Origin of the sequence: Paraburkholderia sp. Ac-20347 (assembly GCF_017104805.1) — a bacterium.
Taxonomy (GTDB): domain Bacteria; phylum Pseudomonadota; class Gammaproteobacteria; order Burkholderiales; family Burkholderiaceae; genus Paraburkholderia; species Paraburkholderia tropica.
In genome coordinates this window covers 13,393-30,630 of sequence record NZ_JAAGPN010000020.1, presented here as the reverse complement: position 1 = coordinate 30,630, position 17,238 = coordinate 13,393, and the positions used below count along the sequence as shown (strand labels likewise).

Sequence of the window (17,238 nt, the reverse complement as noted above, 5' to 3'; positions counted from 1 at the left end):
GGCGATGCCTGCGACCTGCGCACGCGATCGCTGCGCCACGGATTGCACCGCCCACGCACTGACTTCGCCGAGAATCCCTATGCCCGCGGCTCAACAGATTCCAGCCGGTTCGTACACCGGCCGCCTCGCCGGTCTGCCCATCGTTCTGCACTGCGCGTGGAGCGACGCGGGCCAGCTCACGCTCACGCTCGACAGCCCCGACCAGGGCACATACGATCTCGAATGCACGATTGCGGATACGCCGGGGCGCACGCTCGAATTCGCGGTGCCCGCCGCGAACGCGAGCTGGTCCGGCGCGCTGGAAGCCGACGACGTGACGTTGGCGGGCAAATGGATGCAAGGCAGCACCAGTACGCTCAACCTCGTCCGCGATACGTTCGTGGCATCCGCGCGACCATCGCGTTTCGACGGTATCTGGCTCGGCACGCTCACGACCGAGAACGGCAGGCTGGACATTCAGCTCATCATCAAGACCGATCAGCACGAGCGCATGTTCGCTACGCTGGACAGTCTCGATCAGTACAAGACAGGCCTTGCGGGCGACAACATGACCTGCGATGGCGATGCGTTGAATTTCGACGTGCCCTCGGTCAGCGGCAAATGGACCGGCACGCTTTCCGCCGATGGCAACACCCTCACCGGACGCTGGCTTCAGTTGGCAGATCGCCCGCTCGAATTCGCGCGACAGACGCAGATCACGCGAATTCAGCCGTTAGCGCCGCCGCGCATCTTGCCCGAATTGCCGCCTGTTCCGGCGCACGCATTGAGTGCACAGCTTGCTCACGATCTCGGCGATATCCTCACGACCGGCTGGTTGTCGCCGGGTCGCGAAGGCGCGGTGGTGATCGGAATTTCGCAGCATGGCGAGCGCACCATCAAGGCGTTTGGCGCGGCAAATACAGAATCGATTTTCGAAATCGGATCGGTGACCAAAACCTTCACGGCATTGCTGCTCGCGCAAATGGCCGCGCAAGGCGAAGTCAGGCTCGACGACGCCGTCAGGCAATATCTGCCGCTGCCTGATGCGCCGGAATCCACCTCGCAGGCAATCACGCTGCTCGATCTGGCGACGCATCATTCGGGCTTGCCCCGCATGCCGTCGAATATGCAGCCCGCCAATCGCGACGACCCTTACGCCGATTACGACGCAACGAAGTTACTCGCATTCATCGAGTCATACGGAACGAGCAAGCCGGACGACGCGAGTTTCAATTACAGCAATCTCGGTGCGGGTTTGCTGGGCTATGCGCTGGCGAATCGTGCAAAGAAACCGTTCTTCGACTTGCTCGCAGAACGTGTGCTCGAACCGCTCGGGCTGATCGATACCACCATCGATCTCAGCGAGGCGCAACAAGCGCGCTTCACGCAAGGGCATCGCGCCAATGGGCGTCCGTCGGGGCCGTGGAAGCTGAACGCACTCGAAGCCGCAGGCGCGCTGCGCGCGACGGCAAACGATTTGCTGGCTTATCTTGAGGCGTTCTATCTTCCGCGAAATCGGCAAGACGCATCGAAAACGGTTGGCGACACGTTGAATGCCGCGCTCGAAGATGCACAAAAGCCGCGCAACAAGCTGAGCGACGACCTCGCGATCTGTCTCGGCTGGCTCCATCAACATGACGGCGACACGCATTTCCACACCGGCGGAACGGGTGGCTACACGAGCTACGCCGCTTTCAGCCGCGAAAAGCAGCGCGCGATTGTCGTTCTGGTGAATGCCGCCGCTGGCGACTACGGTACGCCCGCCGATGTGATCGGCCGCTATCTTGTCGAGCGACTCAGTGGACGACCGGCCATTTGGCCCGGTACGACATTGCCCGTGAAAAACACCGACGCATAATCCGTCACAGCAAAATTCGAAAACGAATTCAACCCGATGAAGTACAAAGCCGACTTTTCTCGCGTGACCCTGGGCGCGATTTTATTTTCTGTCATTTCGTCAGCGCATGCAGGATGGTACGACGTTAAAAACTACGCCGGTACCATCGGCGACCTGCCTGTTCATCTGTCGATTCAAATGAGCGACAATTCGCCCGAGTCGCACGTGGACGGCAGTTACTATTACGACGCGCATCGCACGCCCATCGCGCTGCAAGGCAAACGACTCGCCGATGGCTCGCTGCAACTGTGCGAAGCCGCGGAGCCGGCCTCGTTCGGCGATTCGCCCAAAGTGCCGGCGGCGTCGGCCACGCATCCGGCTCCCTGCCCTATCTCGCTCAGCGTGAATGGCGCGCAAGCATCGGGCGAGTGGCGCGACGGCAAAAAGAATCTGCCGATCGCGCTGCATCAGGTCGCGAGTTTGAACGACACCGGCGATTCTCCTCGCCTTGGCGGCACGGTTGAAATTCCGATGTGGCATCACACGAAGCACTATCTATTGCTGGGCGTGTACGAATCGGCCAGCGATTGCCCGCTTTCGATGTCGCGTTTGCGGCTCGTCGATATCAAAAGCGGACACGTCGATAAAGAATTGAAATTCCCCTGTGGCACGGGCACCGTGTCCACCCCGATTTATGCCAACGTCTATCGCGCGCAAAATCCTCGCAACGTGACGGTCATATTCCAGGGCGGCTATCACGGTATGGGCGACGATCAGGATGTCACCATCGAACGCTGATCGCGACGCCATTCACGATTACATCGTCCCCGCTTCTTCGGCAAACGACTCCACGCTATTGCGTTTGCCGAACAGGAACCAGCCCGCCGATACGAGCGCGATCCAGGCCGCGCCGACATAAAGGGCGATTCGCGTGTCCTGCTCGTAGCCCAGAATGCCGATGACGAACAGCATGAACGCAATCGCCACAGCCGGGCCCACCGGCCACAGCGGCACCTTGAATTTCAGCGCGCGCACTTCTTCGGCGGACAAACACGTGCGCATTCTGAATTGCGAAAGCAGGATCATCAGCCAGACCCAGACCGTTGCGAAGGTCGCGATCGACGCAATGATCACGAAGATCTGGTCGGGGATCAGATAGTTCAGCACCACGCCGCCGAGCAGCGCGCCCGCCATCACGAGCACCGTCACCCACGGTACGCCCGCGCGCGACGTGCGCGCGAACACGCGCGGTGCGTGTCCCTGTTTGGCCATGCCGTACATCATGCGGCACGCGCCGAAGATATCGCTGTTGATCGCCGAAACCGCCGCGGAAATCACGACGATATTGAGGACCGTCGCCGCCGATTTGATGCCGAGGCCCGTGAAGATCTGCACGAACGGGCTGCCCTTGCCGTCGATCGCGCTCCACGGGAACACGGCCATCAGCACGACCATGGTCAGCACGTAGAACAGCAGAATACGCGCGGGCACGGCATTGATGGCCTTGGGCAGCACGACTTCCGGATCCTTCGCTTCGCCGCCGGTAATTCCAATGATCTCGACGCCGCCGTACGCGAACATCACCACGGCAAGCGAGGCGATCAGACCCGCGCTGCCGTGCGGAAAGAACCCGCCATGCGACCACAGGTTCGCGAAGCCCGAGGCCTGGTCGCCTTTCATGCCGATGCCGAGGAAAATGATCGCTGCGCCGCCCACGATCATCGCGCCGATGGCGAGAATTTTCGCGAGCGCGAGCCAGAATTCCAGTTCGCCGAAAAACCGCACATTGCAGAGATTGAGCGCGCAGATCAGCACGACGATCGCAAGCACCCAGATCCACTGCGGCACGTGCGGAAACCAGAACGCCATGTAGATGCCGAAGGCCGTGACATCGGCCAGGCCCACGATGATCATTTCGAGGATATAGGTCCAGCCGGTGAGAAAGCCTGCAAGCGGCCCGAGATAATCGGCTGCGTATCGTCCGAACGACGCCGATACCGGATTGCGGACGGCCATCTCGCCGAGCGCTCGCATCACCATGTAGACGGCCGCGCCGCCCATGATGTACGCGAGAATGACCGCCGGTCCCGCCAGTTGAATGGCCGACGCCGAACCATAGAACAGGCCCGTGCCGATGGCCGATCCGATCGCAAGGAAGCGGATATGGCGCGCGCCGAGATTACGTTGCAGATTTTCCACTTTGTCTCCGTGATGTCCCGGCTTTTTCCGTTCGCGATGCAACAGGTTGCGCGCATTGATTTCACAGACTGATTGCGCGCGCAACCTGTTTGAGAACGGCGGCCGTTTTGTGTTTCCGTGTGCTGCGGGGTGCTGCTTGCTGCGTCGCGCCGCTCGACGGCGGCGTCGACTCAAAGGCTCGGCAGCACGCCCGCAGGCAGCAAGGCGCTCAGATGACGCTCGCCGATCAGCGCGCTGGCCAGCTCGATATCGGGCGCGAAATAGCGATCCTGACCGTAGACCGGCACGACCTGACGCAGAATGTGGCGCGCCGTTTCCAGCGCATCGGTCGTCTTCAGGCCCGTGCGGAAATCGAGTCCCTGACATGCCGCGAGCCACTCGATCGCGAGAATCCCGCGCACGTTGTCCGCCATTTCCCAGAGACGACGGCCTGCATTGGGCGCCATCGAAACGTGGTCTTCCTGATTCGCCGAAGTCGGCAGGCTGTCGACGCTCGCCGGATGCGCGAGCGCCTTGTTGTCGGAGGCCAGCGCGGCCGCCGTCACCTGCGCGATCATGAAGCCGGAGTTCACGCCGCCGTTCTCCACCAGAAACGCGGGAAGTTGCGACATGTGCTTGTCCATCATCAGCGAGGTGCGCCGCTCGCTGAGCGCGCCGATTTCGGCCAGCGCGAGCGCGAGATTGTCGGCCACCATGGCGACCGGTTCCGCGTGGAAGTTGCCGCCCGACACCACGTCGCCTTCATCGGGGAACACCAGCGGATTGTCCGAGACCGCATTCGATTCCACGACGAGCACGTCGGCGGTATTGCGGATCTGCGTGAGGCACGCGCCCATGACCTGCGGCTGGCAACGCAGCGAGTACGGGTCCTGGACCTTCTCGCAATCGGCGTGGGAATGGCCGACTTCGCTCGTTTCCCCCAGCAGATGACGATAAACCGAAGCGGAGTCGATCTGCCCGCGCTGGCCGCGCGCCGCATGAATGCGCGCGTCGAACGGCGTGCGCGAGCCGAGCATGGCTTCGACGGTCAACGCGCCGCACACGCTCGCTGCCGCGAACAGGTCTTCGGCTTCGAAGAGACCCTTCAGCGCGTAGGCCGTCGACACCTGCGTGCCGTTGAGCAGCGCGAGGCCTTCCTTGGCCGCGAGATTGAGCGGCTTGAGGCCCGCAACCGCGAGCGCCTCGCGCGCGTCGAGCCACTCGCCGCGATAGCGCGCCGTGCCCTCGCCGAGCAGCACCAGCGACATATGCGCGAGCGGCGCGAGATCGCCCGACGCGCCGACCGATCCCTTGACCGGAATGCGCGGATACACCTCGGCGTTGACCAGCGCGATCAGCGCATCGATCACCACGCGGCGAATGCCCGAAAGCCCACGCGCGAGGCTGTTGATCTTCAGCACCATGATCAGGCGCACCAGCGCGTCGTCGAGCGCGGCGCCCACGCCGGCGGCATGCGAGAGCACCAGCGAACGCTGGAGGTTTTCCAGATCGTCGCGCGCGATACGCGTCTGCGCGAGCAGGCCGAAACCGGTGTTGATGCCGTAGGCCGTCCGGTCCTCGGCGATGATCTGCTCGACACAGGCCACGCTGCGATTGATGGCCGCGCTGGCGCCCTCGTCCAGAGTCAGGCGGACCGGGCCTTGATGCACGCTGCGCAGCGTGGCGAGCGTGAGGGTTCCGGGGGTGATGTGCAACGCGTGGGCGGGATGGGTGTCTCGGGACTGCGGGTTCACGAACTTCGTCTCCTGGGAATCGATGGGGGAATGGCAAAAAATCTGCATCACCATCGTTCTCAGGATATGTATAGACAACTTTGGACGATATTAGGGTTTACTCAGAGTTTAATTCCCTATCCATCCGTAAAATACCTGACATTATTGAAAGAAAACGAATCGACTAGTTGTCTATTCAATTTGAAACGCATCACGAGCGCCGGACCCCGCCGCGCTTGCGTCGATTCGTCGCGAACGGTCCGCCAGCGCCCGCCCCGTCTCGCATGTGCCGCGCAGGAATAAGCTACTTCCTGCTCATTGGTAGGGAGAGATCACCGCGTCTGCTGTAATGATCGCCATCGCTGCTCGAGCACACGCAGCCCGTCCTACTAAGGAAGCGAATAATTATGAGCCTCGACATCTTCTGGTTTTTGCCGACCTCCGGCGACACGCGATATCTCGGCAAATCCGACTCCGGCCGCGCGCCGACCAACGCGTACATGCGCCAGATCGCCGTCGCCGCCGACGAGCTCGGCTACGACGGCCTGCTGATCCCCACGGGCAGCAGTTGCCTCGATCCGTGGGTCACGGCGGCGAGTCTCGCGCCGGTCACGCGACGCATCAAACTGCTGGTGGCGCTGCGCACTTCGCTCGGCAACGTGACGGCTTCCGCGCGTCAGGCGGCCACGCTCGACGAAGCGCTCGGCGGGCGGCTTTTGCTGAACGTCGTGCCCGGCGGCGACGCGTCGGAACTCGCCGCCGATGGCGTGTTCCTCTCGCATAACGAGCGCTACGAGCACGCCGGCGAATTCCTCACGGTGTGGCGCAGGCTGTTCGCAGAGAAGCAGGTCGATTTCGACGGTCGGCATATTCGCGTCGAGAAGGCGCAGAACCTCATCGAGCCGGTGCAGAAGCCGCATCCGCCCTTGTATTTCGGCGGCTCATCGGACGCGGCGCACGAAATCGCGGGCGAGCATATCGACACGTATCTCACTTGGGGCGAGCCGCCCGAAGCGGTGGCGGCGAAGTTCGCCGACGTCCGCGCGCGCGCCGCGAAATACGGGCGCAAAGTGCGCTTTGGCGTGCGCCTGCATGTGATCGTCCGCGAGACGAACGAAGAAGCGTGGGCGGCCGCCGACTCGCTGATCAGCAAGCTGACCGACGAAGACATCGCGCGCGCCCAGCAGAACTACGCGAATATGGATTCCGTGGGCCAGCGACGCATGGCGGAACTGCATCAGGGCCGACGCGACAAGCTGGAGATCAGCCCGAACCTGTGGGCGGGCGTGGGCCTCGTGCGCGGCGGCGCGGGAACGGCGCTCGTCGGCGACCCGACTACGGTGGCGGCGCGGCTGCAAGAATATGCCGATGCGGGCGCGGAGTCTTTCGTGCTGTCCGGCTATCCGCATCTGGAAGAAGCGTGGCGTTTCGCCGAACTCGTTTTCCCGCTGCTGCCCGGCAAGCAGGCCGTCACGACGGTCGGCAACGTGCAGACTGGCGGCGCATTCGACGGCCGGGCCAGAGCGGCATCCTGATCGAAGCGTGCCCCCTTGTGAGGGGCACACGCCCCTCACAAATACTCGACGTTCCCATCCACGCTAATCGCCTGCCCGGTGATATTGCGGCCCGCTGGCGAAGCAAGAAACAACGCCGTTGCCGCAATATCCTCCACCGTCACCATTCGCCGCAGCGAAATCTTCTTCAGATACTCTTCGCGCATCGTTTCGAACGCGATCCCCAACGCCTCGGCGCGCGCGGCGATGACGCGGTTCATCCGCTCGCCCTCCACCACGCCGGGCAGAATCGCATTCACCCGAATATCGCTCGGCCCGAGTTCGACCGCGAGCGATTTCACGAGCCCAACGATCGCCCACTTCGTCGACGCATAAGGCGTACGGAACGCATACCCGAGCCGCCCCGCCACCGAAGAAAGCGCCACGATACTCGCGCAATCCGACGACGCCTTGAGCACCGGCACCGCGCGCCGCAGGAAATAAAACTGGCTGTCGAGATTCGTCGATACGGTGCGCTCCCATTGTTCGGGGTCCAGATCTTCGACATTCCCCGTCGGTCCCGCGATGCCCGCGTTATTGACGAGCACATCGATGCCGCCCATCGCGCTCGCCGCCTCGTCGACGACGCGATCGACCTGTTCGCGCTTCGACACATCGGCCACGCTCGCCCGCAGCGCGGGATGGCGCGATCGTGCCGCTTCGACGGCGGCCGGGTCCACGTCGCAGATCACGACCTGCGCCTGCGCTTCGAGAAACGCATCGGCAATCGCCGCGCCGATGCCCGCCGCCGCGCCCGTCACGAGCACCCGCAAACCGGGCCTCGGTTTCAGTAGATCCAACGTACCCATTCATGACCTCGTTCAGTGTTCTTGTGTGAATCATCCGGACCGCGCCAGCGCGCGGCCGGATTCAAAGCGTCATGCCGCCCGATACTTCCAGCACCGCGCCGTTGATATAACTGGCTTCGTCGCTCGCGAGAAACGCGTAGACGTTGGCGATTTCCTCGGGCTGCGCGAGGCGGCCGAGCGGCACCTGGCTGCGCATCTTGTCGAGCACCGCGTCGGGCACCGTCGACAGAATCGGCGTATCGACGAAACCGGGCGCGACCGCATTCACGCGCACGCCCTTCGGCCCGAGTTCGCGACTCCACGTTTTCGTGAAGCCGATCACGCCGAACTTCGACGCCGCGTAATTCGTCTGCCCGAAATTGCCGTAAATGCCGACGACCGAACTCGCATTGAGCACGACGCCCGCGCCCTGCTCGACCATGATGTCGGCGACGATCTGCGTCGCGTTGAACACCGCGCGCAGATTCACGTCGATCACGTCGTCGAACTGCTGGAGCGTCATCTTTTGCAGACGCGCGTCGCGCGTGATGCCCGCATTGTTCACGAGCACGTCGATGCGGCCATGACGCGCGATCACGTCCGCGACCATCTTCACCACGGCGTCCCGGTTCGCGACGTCGAGCACATAACCATTGGCCTGCGCGCCCGCTTCGCGGCATGCGCTTTCCACCTGCGCCACGGCATCCGCGTTCAGATCGCAGATCGCGACGATCGCGCCTTCGCGTGCGAACTTGCGCGCCGTTGCCGCGCCGATCCCTTGCCCCGCCCCCGTGACGATGGCCACCTTGCCCTTCAATCTCATGCTGTTTCCTTGTTTGAATCTGGATTGCGTGTGTGCGCGGTCAATGCTGCGCGCCGCCGGCCGGCACCGCCAGTGACGGTCTGCCGCTTTCCTGGCGAATCACGCGGGCGAGCAGCGGCACGAGCGCGAGTCCGCCGATCGACGCCACGAGAATCACCGTGAAGCCGGCGTCGCTGCGGCCCGAGACCGCTTCCGCGAGACCGAACAGATACGGTCCCGCGAATCCGCCCAGCAGGCCCAGCGTGTTGATGAAGGCGAGCGCCGCGGCGGCCTGAATGCCTTGCACGCGCTTCATGGCGATCGACCAGTACGAAGGCAGCACGCCGCCGCCGAAGAACGCCGTGACGACGAGGCACGCAATGCGCGCCGCCGGATCGTGGGCGCTCATATACGCGGCCGCGCCGACGACGGCGCCGCCCGTGAGCCAGGCGAGAAAACCGCAATCGCTCGACACGCGCCGATGAATGCGCGGCAGCACGAGCACGCCGAGCAGAAAGCCTACGCCGACGCTCGCGGACAGCACGCCGACCATGAACGGCGACGTCACGTTCATCTGGTGAATCATGGCCGGCGCGAAGAAGTACAGGCCGACGAACGCCACCTGATTCAGAAAATAGATGAGGCCGATCAGCACCGTGCTCGGACGCTTGAGCGCGGCGACCCAGTCGGCCGAGGTCAGGTCCGCATGACCGTGCGTATCGATGACCGCGCGCGTTTCCAGCACGCCGGCCTCATCGGGCGTGAGCCAGCGCGCGTCGCGCGGACGATCGGGCAGCTTGAAATACAGCAGCACGCCGACCAGAATGCTCGGCAAACCTTCGATCATGAACATCCACTGCCAGCCGCGCAGGCCGCCGAGTCCGGAGAGTTGCATCAGCGCGCCGCCGAGCGGACTGCCGATGACGAGCGCGAGCGCCGGCGCCGTGTAGATCCAGCCCACGGCCACCGGCCGGTCCTGCGTCGCGAACCACAGCGTCACCATGTACATCAGCGCGGGAAACAGCCCGGCTTCCGCGATCCCGAGCAGCACGCGCAGCACGTAGAACGACCACGGCCCCTGCACGAACATCATGAGCGTCGAGAGCACGCCCCAGCTCACGGCAATGCGCGCGATCCAGCGACGCGGCCCAAAACGGTGCGCGGCGAGATTGCTCGGCACTTCGAGCAGCGCATAGCCGATGAAGAAAATCCCCGCGCCCAGGCCGTAAGCCGCCGCGTGAATGCCCACGTCGATCGCGAGTTGGGTTTTCGCGAGCGCAACGTTCGTGCGATCCAGAAACGACATGAAATAGATCGCGCACATCAAGGGAATGAGCCGCGCCATTGCCTTGCGCGTGGCTTGCCGATGCAACGCATCGGCGCTTTCGATACCGGAAGCGCTCGTCATAACCGTGTCTCCTGATTAACCGGCTTTTCTTGTCTTGTCTTGTTGTGTCCGACTGCCGTGAACTGCTGAACAACCCAAACGACCGCGCCGGATCCTCAGGCCAGCGCGGCCTCGAACGACACCTTGTCGGCGCCCTTCAAACCCAGCATCGCTCGCGCTTCCGCGGGCGTGGCGATCTCAAACGACAGCTCTTCGAGAATCCGCCGGATCTTCGCGACCTGCTGCGCATTCGACTCCGCCTTGACGCCCTTCGACAGATACACGCTGTCTTCCAGACCGACGCGCACGTTGCCGCCCATGATGGCCGCCATCGTCACGAGCGGCATCTGATGACGCCCCGCGCCGAGCACCGAGAAATGGTAGTTGTCGCGGCCGAACAGCCGGTCCGCCGTCGTGCGCATGACGCTCATGTTCTCCGGGTCGGGTCCCATGCCGCCGAGAATTCCGAACACCGACTGAATAAAGAACGGCGGCTTCACGAGCCCTTCGTCGACGAAATGCGCGAGGTTGTACAGATGCCCGAGGTCGTAGCACTCGAACTCGAAACGCGTGCCGTGCTCGCCGAGTTCGAGCATGATGTTTTTGATGTCGCGGAAGGTGTTGCGGAAAATCATGTCCTCCATGCCTTCCACGAAGTCCTTTTCCCACCCGTAACGCCACGACGTCATCTTCTGCGCGAGCGGATGAATCGAAAAGTTCATCGAACCCATGTTCAGCGAGCACATTTCCGGCTTCAGCAAACGCGGATAGGCGAGCCGCTCCTCGAGCGTCATGCGCGTGCTACCGCCCGTCGTGATGTTGATGACGGCGTCGGTGGCCTGGGCGATATCGGGGACGAATTCGGCGAAGATGGCCGGGTCCGGCGTCGGCCGCCCGTCTTCGGGGTGACGCGCGTGCAGATGGATGATCGCCGCGCCCGCGCGCGCCGCGTCGATGGCTTGCTCGCGGATCGAGGCGGGCGTCAGCGGAAGATGCTCGGACATCGACGGTACATGGGTCGCGCCCGTCACGGCACATGAAATGATGACCTTACGGCTCGCTTCGCTCATCGTGTCTCCTGGTTCGATACAGCTTGTCTTGTGCTTGTCTTGTGATAGCGATGGTAGTCGGGTAGGATCGCGCCGATAAGGTCATTTTCGGACATCCCGCCGTCCCTCGAGGACAAACTGGACAAACTGAGGATTGGACATGGCATCGACCCGGCCACCGCTCAACGAGCGCATCTACGCGCCGTACAAAATCGCCGCGCTGGTGGAAGTGCTCTCGGAACAGGGCATCGCGCCCACCGACAGCCTCAAGGGCACGGGCGTGGAAATCGGCGAAATCTACGATGCGTCGGTCATGACGTCGATCGGGCAGTACGCGACCGTGTGCCGGAATGCGGTGTCGCTCGCGTGCGACCCGGCCACGCCGTTCAAGGTCGGCAGGCGGCTGCATCTGTCCGCCTATGGCATGTACGGCTATGCGCTGATGTCGTGCCTCTCGCTGCGCGACTACTTCAAGCTGGGCGTGAAATACCATCGCCTCGCCACGCCCACGGTCACGATCGACTGGACCGAATACCCGGACCGGATGGTCTGGACCTTTCCCGATGCCTTCGTGTCGAGCCCCTCGCGCGAGCTGGGCGCGTTCATCATCGAGCAGCAGTACATGCAGCACGTCACGCATCTGCAGGACGTGGCCGGACACGACTGCCCGCCCGTGCGCGCGAGCTTTTCGTATCCCGCGCCGCCGCACGCCGGTCTCTATCGCGAGTATCTGGGCTGCCCGTGCCTGTTCGGCGAACCGCAATGCGAACTGGTCTACGACAGCGCGATTCTCGATCAGAAGCCGCAGCTCGCGCACAAACTCACGGCCACGCTGCTGCAGGAAACCTGCGACCGTCTGATCGGGCAGGCGAAGACGTCCTCGGGCGTGTCCGGCGAGGTCTATCAGATCCTGATGAGCAAGCCGGGCGTGTTTCCGGGCATGGACGAAGTCGCGAATGCGATGCATCTGACGACGCGCACGCTGCGTCGACGCCTGCTCGCGGAAGAGACCTCATTTCTGGCGATTCTCGACGACGTGCGCCGGTCGCTGTCGCTCGAATATCTCAAGACGACGCCGCTGAGCACGGACGATATTGCGATGCTGCTGGGGTTCAGCGACACGGCCAACTTCCGGCGTGCGCTCAAGCGATGGACGGGCAAAGGGCCCGGCGAACTGCGGGGAAATGGCGAGGCGTGACGGCGACGATCGCCGCAAGGAACGATAAGGGACGGTAAGGCGTGCGTCGCGGTGGAAGCGTCCGCAGCGGGGTGTTGCGGGTCGTGCGGCCGCTTGCGTTTGTCGACGCGCGCGGCCGCTGTGACGCTCAGGGACGCGGCGCGCCCTTCTTGTCGGCGCCTTCGAAGCGCGGCGGCTTGTTGGCGCGCTCGACATCTTCTTCGAGGCTTGCGTGCAGCGTCGCGATCGCGGCGGTGGGATCGGCCGGCTTCAGCTGCTCGCGGGCGAGCGCATCGTACGTGAAGCGACGCACAACCGGATCATGCGACTTGTCCAGCACTTCGTGATAGACCTGCACGATTTCATCGGGGTGGCCCGAGAGGCTGTAAAGACGGCGCAGTTGCTCGAGATCGTTGATGACGTCGAAGCCCGGACCGGGGAACGGCGGGTGCATGCCCGGCTCACCCGCGAAAGCCGGACCGCCATGCGGCGGCGGGGGCAACGGCTCGTCGGCGCGCGCTTGCAGCGACACGGCCGCCGCAATCGCGATCGATGCGACAGCAAACAGATTTTTTTTCATGTGTGGTTTCCTCTTGTTCGAAACAGCTATTCGGTCAGCGTTTGAACAATAAGGCTTTCACGATGTCAGGCAGCGTTCTGAAAAATCCCGTAACGTTACCTCGTGTTTCGATGGTAAGAATTGGCCGACCTGCATATTTCCATCCTGGCGGTCAATGAAAATATGATGTTGTGCGAGGGGGTTGCGGTCACGTCGGTGTCACCTCCGGGTGGCAATTCGGTGGCAACTTCCTGCGGGCATGAATTACCGGTATCGGCACTCATTCGATCTGAATGTGCAGCGCGCCATCACTTGCGAAATCCGCCCGCGCAACCTCGGGAACGCAGAATGCGCCAATAACGGCGTTTCAACTACCGGAGCGCAAAATCATGTCCCATCGACTCAAGACTGGCGATCGCGTGACGTGGAACACCCCGCAAGGCATGACGACTGGCACGGTTGTCCGCCGAATCATCCGCGACACGGAACTGGACGGGCACAACGTCATGGCGTCGAAGGAAGACCCGCGTTACGAGGTCGAGAGTGAAAAAAGCGGCGAGCACGCGGTCCATCGCCCTGAGGCGCTGGAAAAGGTGCACAAGCACTGATCTGCACCGCATGACGCCGTCGAGCGCGTGAATTGGGCCTCTGTACGAGGCCCAATTTCATCTTTGCGCTCACTGCGCGCGCACCGACTCAACCCTCGTTCACCCACACGCGCATTTCGCCCTCGCCACGATTCGCCCAGCAGAAGTACGGGATGAAAATCAGGCGTTGCGGCACGCGTTCGCGCACATCGGCGTCGAATGCGTACAGCGCATCGTCGGACTCGCTGCGCGGACTGCGATACCCATCCGCCTGCAGCACGACCTTGCCTGCGAGACTCGCATCGATCGACGCGCCATCGACCACGTCGAACGCGGCATCGCGCGGCAGATGGAGATCGTGCAAATCCGCGCCGTTATCGGCTTCCTCAAGGCAGTACACGATCGGCCCGCGTTGCACAGCCACCTTGCCCGCTGCGTGGCGCAGTTTGCTGTGACTGCTCAGACGACGCACGGTCATCGGCAATTCGATGTCGATGGTGTCGCCGTCGCGCCAGGCGCGCTGAATATGCACGTGGCCATCCTTCGCCGTGGAAAGCGCGACCGCGTCGCCATTCACGCGCACGACGGGCGAGGCACACCAATCGGGCAACCGCACGGCGACGGCGCCAGACCATCCGTTCGCCTGCTCGACCACCAGACGCACGTCGCCCTGCCACGGATAATGCCCGCTCTGACGCAGCGTCACGCGCGACGTGCCGATATCGAGTTGCGCCGTGCCCGCCACGTAGAGATTCACGTAGACGGTCGAATCGTCGACGAGATACACATACTGATCGAGCGACGCAATCAAGCGCGCCACGTTCGGCGGACAGCACGCGCAACCGAACCAGCGCTGCCGCACCGGCTTCACGTGCTCATACTTGTGATTGTGGCGAATGCTCGCGGGATGCGTTTCCAGCGGATTGACGTAAAAGAACGACCGGCCGTCGAGCCCCATGCCGGCCAGCACCGTGTTATACAGCGCACGTTCCAGCACATCGGCATACGCGCGTTCGCGGTGCGCTTCCAGCATGCGGCGTGCGAAGAAAACAAGGCCCACGGATGCACAGGTTTCGGTATACGCCGTATCGTTGGGCAATTCGTAATCGCAGGTGAAGGACTCGCCCCACACCTGCGCGCCGATACCGCCCGTCACATACATCTGCCGCGTCACCATGTTGCGCCAGATGGTCTTGCAGACCTCCAGTTTTGCGGCGTCACCACTCACGCGCGCGAGATGCGCGACGCCCGCGTAGAGATAGACGAGGCGCACCGCATGACCCACGGCCACGTCCTGTTGTGCGACGGGCTTGTGCGCCTGGCTATACGCCTTGTGCCACGTGATCCACGCGCGGCCATGTACGTCCCAGTGCGAAACGCGCCCGCGCTTTTCATATTCGATGTCGTAGTAATGCGGCTGCGCGCCGCGCTGTTCGACGAAGTAGCGCGCGAGCGCCAGATGACGCGGATTGCCGCTCACTTCATGCAGACGCATGAGCGCGAGTTCGATCTCGGGATGACCCGGATAGCCCTTCAGTTTGCCCTCTTCCGCGCCGAACATCGTGTCGATATGCGCGACGAAACGCTCGGCCACATCGAGCAGCGAACGCTTGCCGGTCGCCTGAAAATACGCCACCGCGGCTTCGATCAGGTGACCCGCGCAATAAAGCTCGTGACACTCGGCGAGATTGGTCCAGCGCTGCTCGGGCGCCTTGATCGTGAAGTACGTGTTGACGTAACCGTCTTCGTGCTGCGCGCGCGCGATCAGGTCGATGGTTTCATCGGCGAGCTGTTCGAGTTCGGGATCGCGCTGTTCGGCGAGCAGATACGCGACCGCTTCGATCCACTTCGTGATGTCGCTGTCCTGAAACACCATGCCCGTGAACGCGCCCTCGCTTTCGCCGGCCGCAATGCGGAAATTGCGTACCGCGCCGCTGGGTTCGGTATCGGCGATACGGTCGTTCAGCGCATCCCACTGATACGGCACGACCACGTTGCGCACGAGACGCCGATACGCGCTCCAGAAGGTGTCGTCGATACTGACGTGCTGTGTCACGCTTTGAGTAGTCTGATTCATGTGCTGGTTTCGCAATCGGGTGTTCGTTTCAAACGCTTCGTTCATTTCAATCGTTTCATTCATTTCAATCAGCGCTGCAACCGCCGCTCAACGCGCCGCGCGCCGCATCTTGAGATCGCCTTGAATACGGTTGAGCATCGGCGTGTCGATGCGAAAACCGCGCGCAACGCCGGCAAGCAGTAGATGAATCACACCGGGGATCACGGTGGCGAGCAGCGTGATGCCATGCACGGACGCAGGCGTTTGATTGCCGATGCCCGCCTTGTACGCGACCGCCACCAGCACGCCGCTAATAATGCCCGCGCTCGCCGCCCATGCGAGCTTGATGAACAGCAGATTGAACGCGAAGTTCATACCGGAAGACCGCACGCCGGTTTTCCAGTCGCCGTAATCGTCGGCGTACGCCATCATGGCGAAATGCAGCGGCAGCGTGAAACCCAGCACCGTGCAGTAAAGCAGAATGAGCGCGAGCCACAGCGTCTGCGCGGAACCCGGCACCCAGTAGAGCGCAATCGACATCAAGCCGAGAAAAACATTGGTGAAAAAGTAAATGCGCGCGGTATCGAAATGCTTGCTCAACTGATTGACGATCAGCGTGCCGAGAATCGCGGAGAAGGTGGCGATGCCGAAAAAAATCGACGTATAAGCGGCGTCGCCGTGCAACACGTACGTGATGAAATACATGTACGCGCCGCCCTTCGTATTGAAGATCGTGATGAGCAGAAACGACATCACGAGCATGACGATCAGTTGATCGTTGCGGCGCATGCTGCGCAATTGCTCGCCGAGCTTCACCTGCCCTTCCATGCTGAACGGCACGCGTTCGCGTACGGTCGCGAAACACCACAGCAACATCACGACGACCGCAACGGCCGCCACGGCAACGGCCATGCGATAGCCGCGCGCCGCGTCGCCTGCGCCGAACTGCTTCACGAGATACGGCACGCCCGTCGACACCAGGAAACCCGTCAGCCCGCACAGCACGAAGCGATACGTCTGGCACGACATCACTTCCTTATGGTCGGTCGTCATCGCATTGATGAGCGCGCAATACGGCACGTTCACCGTCGTATAGCAGACCGAGAGCAGCAGATAAGTCACGAACGCGTAGCCGATGCGCCACTCGTAGGACAGCGACGGCGTGGTGAACGTCGCGAGCGCGACAATGCCGATCGGCAGCGCGCCCCAGAGCTGCCAAGGTCGGAACCGTCCCCATCGGCTGCGCGTGCGGTCGGCGAGCGCGCCCATGAACGGATCGGCGGCGGCGTCGAAAACGCGCAACACGATGAAGATCGTGCCGACGATGCCGGGCGCGAGGCCAAACACATCGGTGTAGAAAAACGTCAGGAAATTGCCGATCAGCGCCGTGATGATGGTGCCGCCCGCGTCGCCCAGGCCATAGCCGAACTTCTCGCTGGCAGAAAGCGTGGCCCGCGCCGGTATCCCGGCGCCAATATCGCTGTCCTCGCCCGCAATTGCGGTGCTGTTCGCCATATTCGTCTCCAACTTTGTCTTGTTTGAATGGGGTCGCG

At 62.8% G+C, this 17,238-nt stretch carries 14 protein-coding genes; 5 read left to right on the top strand and 9 right to left on the bottom strand.

The features are described from left to right. The first annotated feature begins 79 nt into the window (after positions 1–79). A complete protein-coding gene (locus G3N97_RS06195; RefSeq protein ID WP_205992419.1) occupies positions 80–1,837 on the top strand; it encodes a serine hydrolase domain-containing protein in 1,758 nt (585 codons plus the stop codon). Positions 1,838–1,873: 36 nt separating this feature from the next. Then, entirely contained in the window at positions 1,874–2,614 is a 741-nt protein-coding gene (locus G3N97_RS06190) for a hypothetical protein (protein ID WP_205992418.1), read from the top strand. A gap of 18 nt (positions 2,615–2,632) precedes the next feature. On the opposite strand, the gene G3N97_RS06185 is transcribed toward G3N97_RS06190, so the two are convergent. Beyond that, on the bottom strand, positions 2,633–4,015 hold the full coding sequence (locus G3N97_RS06185; RefSeq protein ID WP_205992417.1) for an amino acid permease: 1,383 nt from the start codon (positions 4,013–4,015) through the stop codon (positions 2,633–2,635). A 170-nt stretch (positions 4,016–4,185) separates the two neighbouring features. Continuing rightward, positions 4,186–5,748 (bottom strand): histidine ammonia-lyase, encoded by a 1,563-nt coding sequence (gene hutH / locus G3N97_RS06180; protein WP_346778022.1) that lies wholly within the window; start codon positions 5,746–5,748, stop codon positions 4,186–4,188. Between the two features lie 386 nt (positions 5,749–6,134). Here hutH and ssuD point away from each other — a divergent pair, with 386 nt between their 5' ends. Then, on the top strand, positions 6,135–7,262 hold the full coding sequence (gene ssuD, locus G3N97_RS06175; RefSeq protein ID WP_205992416.1) for an FMNH2-dependent alkanesulfonate monooxygenase: 1,128 nt from the start codon (positions 6,135–6,137) through the stop codon (positions 7,260–7,262). 35 nt (positions 7,263–7,297) lie between these two features. On the opposite strand, the gene G3N97_RS06170 is transcribed toward ssuD, so the two are convergent. The 4 genes from G3N97_RS06170 to G3N97_RS06155 form a co-directional block, all read right to left on the bottom strand. Further along, positions 7,298–8,089 (bottom strand): SDR family oxidoreductase, encoded by a 792-nt coding sequence (locus tag G3N97_RS06170; RefSeq protein ID WP_205992415.1) that lies wholly within the window; start codon positions 8,087–8,089, stop codon positions 7,298–7,300. A gap of 61 nt (positions 8,090–8,150) precedes the next feature. Further along, positions 8,151–8,891, bottom strand: a complete 741-nt coding sequence (gene fabG, locus G3N97_RS06165) for a 3-oxoacyl-ACP reductase FabG (RefSeq protein WP_205992414.1) — start codon at positions 8,889–8,891, stop codon at positions 8,151–8,153. Between the two features lie 40 nt (positions 8,892–8,931). Continuing rightward, entirely contained in the window at positions 8,932–10,278 is a 1,347-nt protein-coding gene (locus G3N97_RS06160; protein WP_065061593.1) for an MFS transporter, read from the bottom strand. 95 nt (positions 10,279–10,373) lie between these two features. Then, on the bottom strand, positions 10,374–11,327 hold the full coding sequence (locus G3N97_RS06155) for a 3-keto-5-aminohexanoate cleavage protein (RefSeq protein ID WP_205992413.1): 954 nt from the start codon (positions 11,325–11,327) through the stop codon (positions 10,374–10,376). A gap of 139 nt (positions 11,328–11,466) precedes the next feature. Here G3N97_RS06155 and G3N97_RS06150 point away from each other — a divergent pair, with 139 nt between their 5' ends. Next, a complete protein-coding gene (locus G3N97_RS06150; RefSeq protein WP_205992412.1) occupies positions 11,467–12,504 on the top strand; it encodes an AraC family transcriptional regulator in 1,038 nt (345 codons plus the stop codon). Between the two features lie 127 nt (positions 12,505–12,631). Here the strand turns inward: G3N97_RS06150 and G3N97_RS06145 are convergent, their stop codons facing one another. Next, a complete protein-coding gene (locus tag G3N97_RS06145) occupies positions 12,632–13,063 on the bottom strand; it encodes a hypothetical protein (RefSeq protein ID WP_205992411.1) in 432 nt (143 codons plus the stop codon). 368 nt (positions 13,064–13,431) lie between these two features. On the opposite strand from G3N97_RS06145, the gene G3N97_RS06140 reads away from it, so the two are divergent. Continuing rightward, positions 13,432–13,650 (top strand): DUF2945 domain-containing protein, encoded by a 219-nt coding sequence (locus tag G3N97_RS06140; RefSeq protein ID WP_205992410.1) that lies wholly within the window; start codon positions 13,432–13,434, stop codon positions 13,648–13,650. An 88-nt stretch (positions 13,651–13,738) separates the two neighbouring features. Here G3N97_RS06140 and G3N97_RS06135 read toward each other — a convergent pair whose 3' ends face one another. Together G3N97_RS06135 and G3N97_RS06130 are read right to left on the bottom strand one after the other, a co-directional pair. Next, on the bottom strand, positions 13,739–15,706 hold the full coding sequence (locus G3N97_RS06135; RefSeq protein WP_205992409.1) for a beta-L-arabinofuranosidase domain-containing protein: 1,968 nt from the start codon (positions 15,704–15,706) through the stop codon (positions 13,739–13,741). A gap of 87 nt (positions 15,707–15,793) precedes the next feature. Then, positions 15,794–17,200, bottom strand: a complete 1,407-nt coding sequence (locus G3N97_RS06130) for an MFS transporter (RefSeq protein WP_205992408.1) — start codon at positions 17,198–17,200, stop codon at positions 15,794–15,796. Positions 17,201–17,238 lie beyond the last annotated feature (38 nt).

Excerpts from the sequence above, each read along its gene's own strand:
- ssuD (WP_205992416.1), top strand. The coding sequence starts at position 6,135 with ATGAGCCTCGACATCTTCTGGTTTTTGCCGACCTCCGGCGACACGCGA.
- G3N97_RS06145 (WP_205992411.1), bottom strand. The coding sequence starts at position 13,063 with ATGAAAAAAAATCTGTTTGCTGTCGCATCGATCGCGATTGCGGCGGCC.
- G3N97_RS06150 (WP_205992412.1), top strand. The coding sequence starts at position 11,467 with ATGGCATCGACCCGGCCACCGCTCAACGAGCGCATCTACGCGCCGTAC.
- G3N97_RS06195 (WP_205992419.1), top strand. The coding sequence starts at position 80 with ATGCCCGCGGCTCAACAGATTCCAGCCGGTTCGTACACCGGCCGCCTC.
- G3N97_RS06155 (WP_205992413.1), bottom strand. The coding sequence starts at position 11,327 with ATGAGCGAAGCGAGCCGTAAGGTCATCATTTCATGTGCCGTGACGGGC.
- G3N97_RS06130 (WP_205992408.1), bottom strand. The coding sequence starts at position 17,200 with ATGGCGAACAGCACCGCAATTGCGGGCGAGGACAGCGATATTGGCGCC.
- G3N97_RS06190 (WP_205992418.1), top strand. The coding sequence starts at position 1,874 with ATGAAGTACAAAGCCGACTTTTCTCGCGTGACCCTGGGCGCGATTTTA.
- G3N97_RS06135 (WP_205992409.1), bottom strand. The coding sequence starts at position 15,706 with ATGAATCAGACTACTCAAAGCGTGACACAGCACGTCAGTATCGACGAC.
- G3N97_RS06160 (WP_065061593.1), bottom strand. The coding sequence starts at position 10,278 with ATGACGAGCGCTTCCGGTATCGAAAGCGCCGATGCGTTGCATCGGCAA.
- G3N97_RS06140 (WP_205992410.1), top strand. The coding sequence starts at position 13,432 with ATGTCCCATCGACTCAAGACTGGCGATCGCGTGACGTGGAACACCCCG.
- fabG (WP_205992414.1), bottom strand. The coding sequence starts at position 8,891 with ATGAGATTGAAGGGCAAGGTGGCCATCGTCACGGGGGCGGGGCAAGGG.
- G3N97_RS06170 (WP_205992415.1), bottom strand. The coding sequence starts at position 8,089 with ATGGGTACGTTGGATCTACTGAAACCGAGGCCCGGTTTGCGGGTGCTC.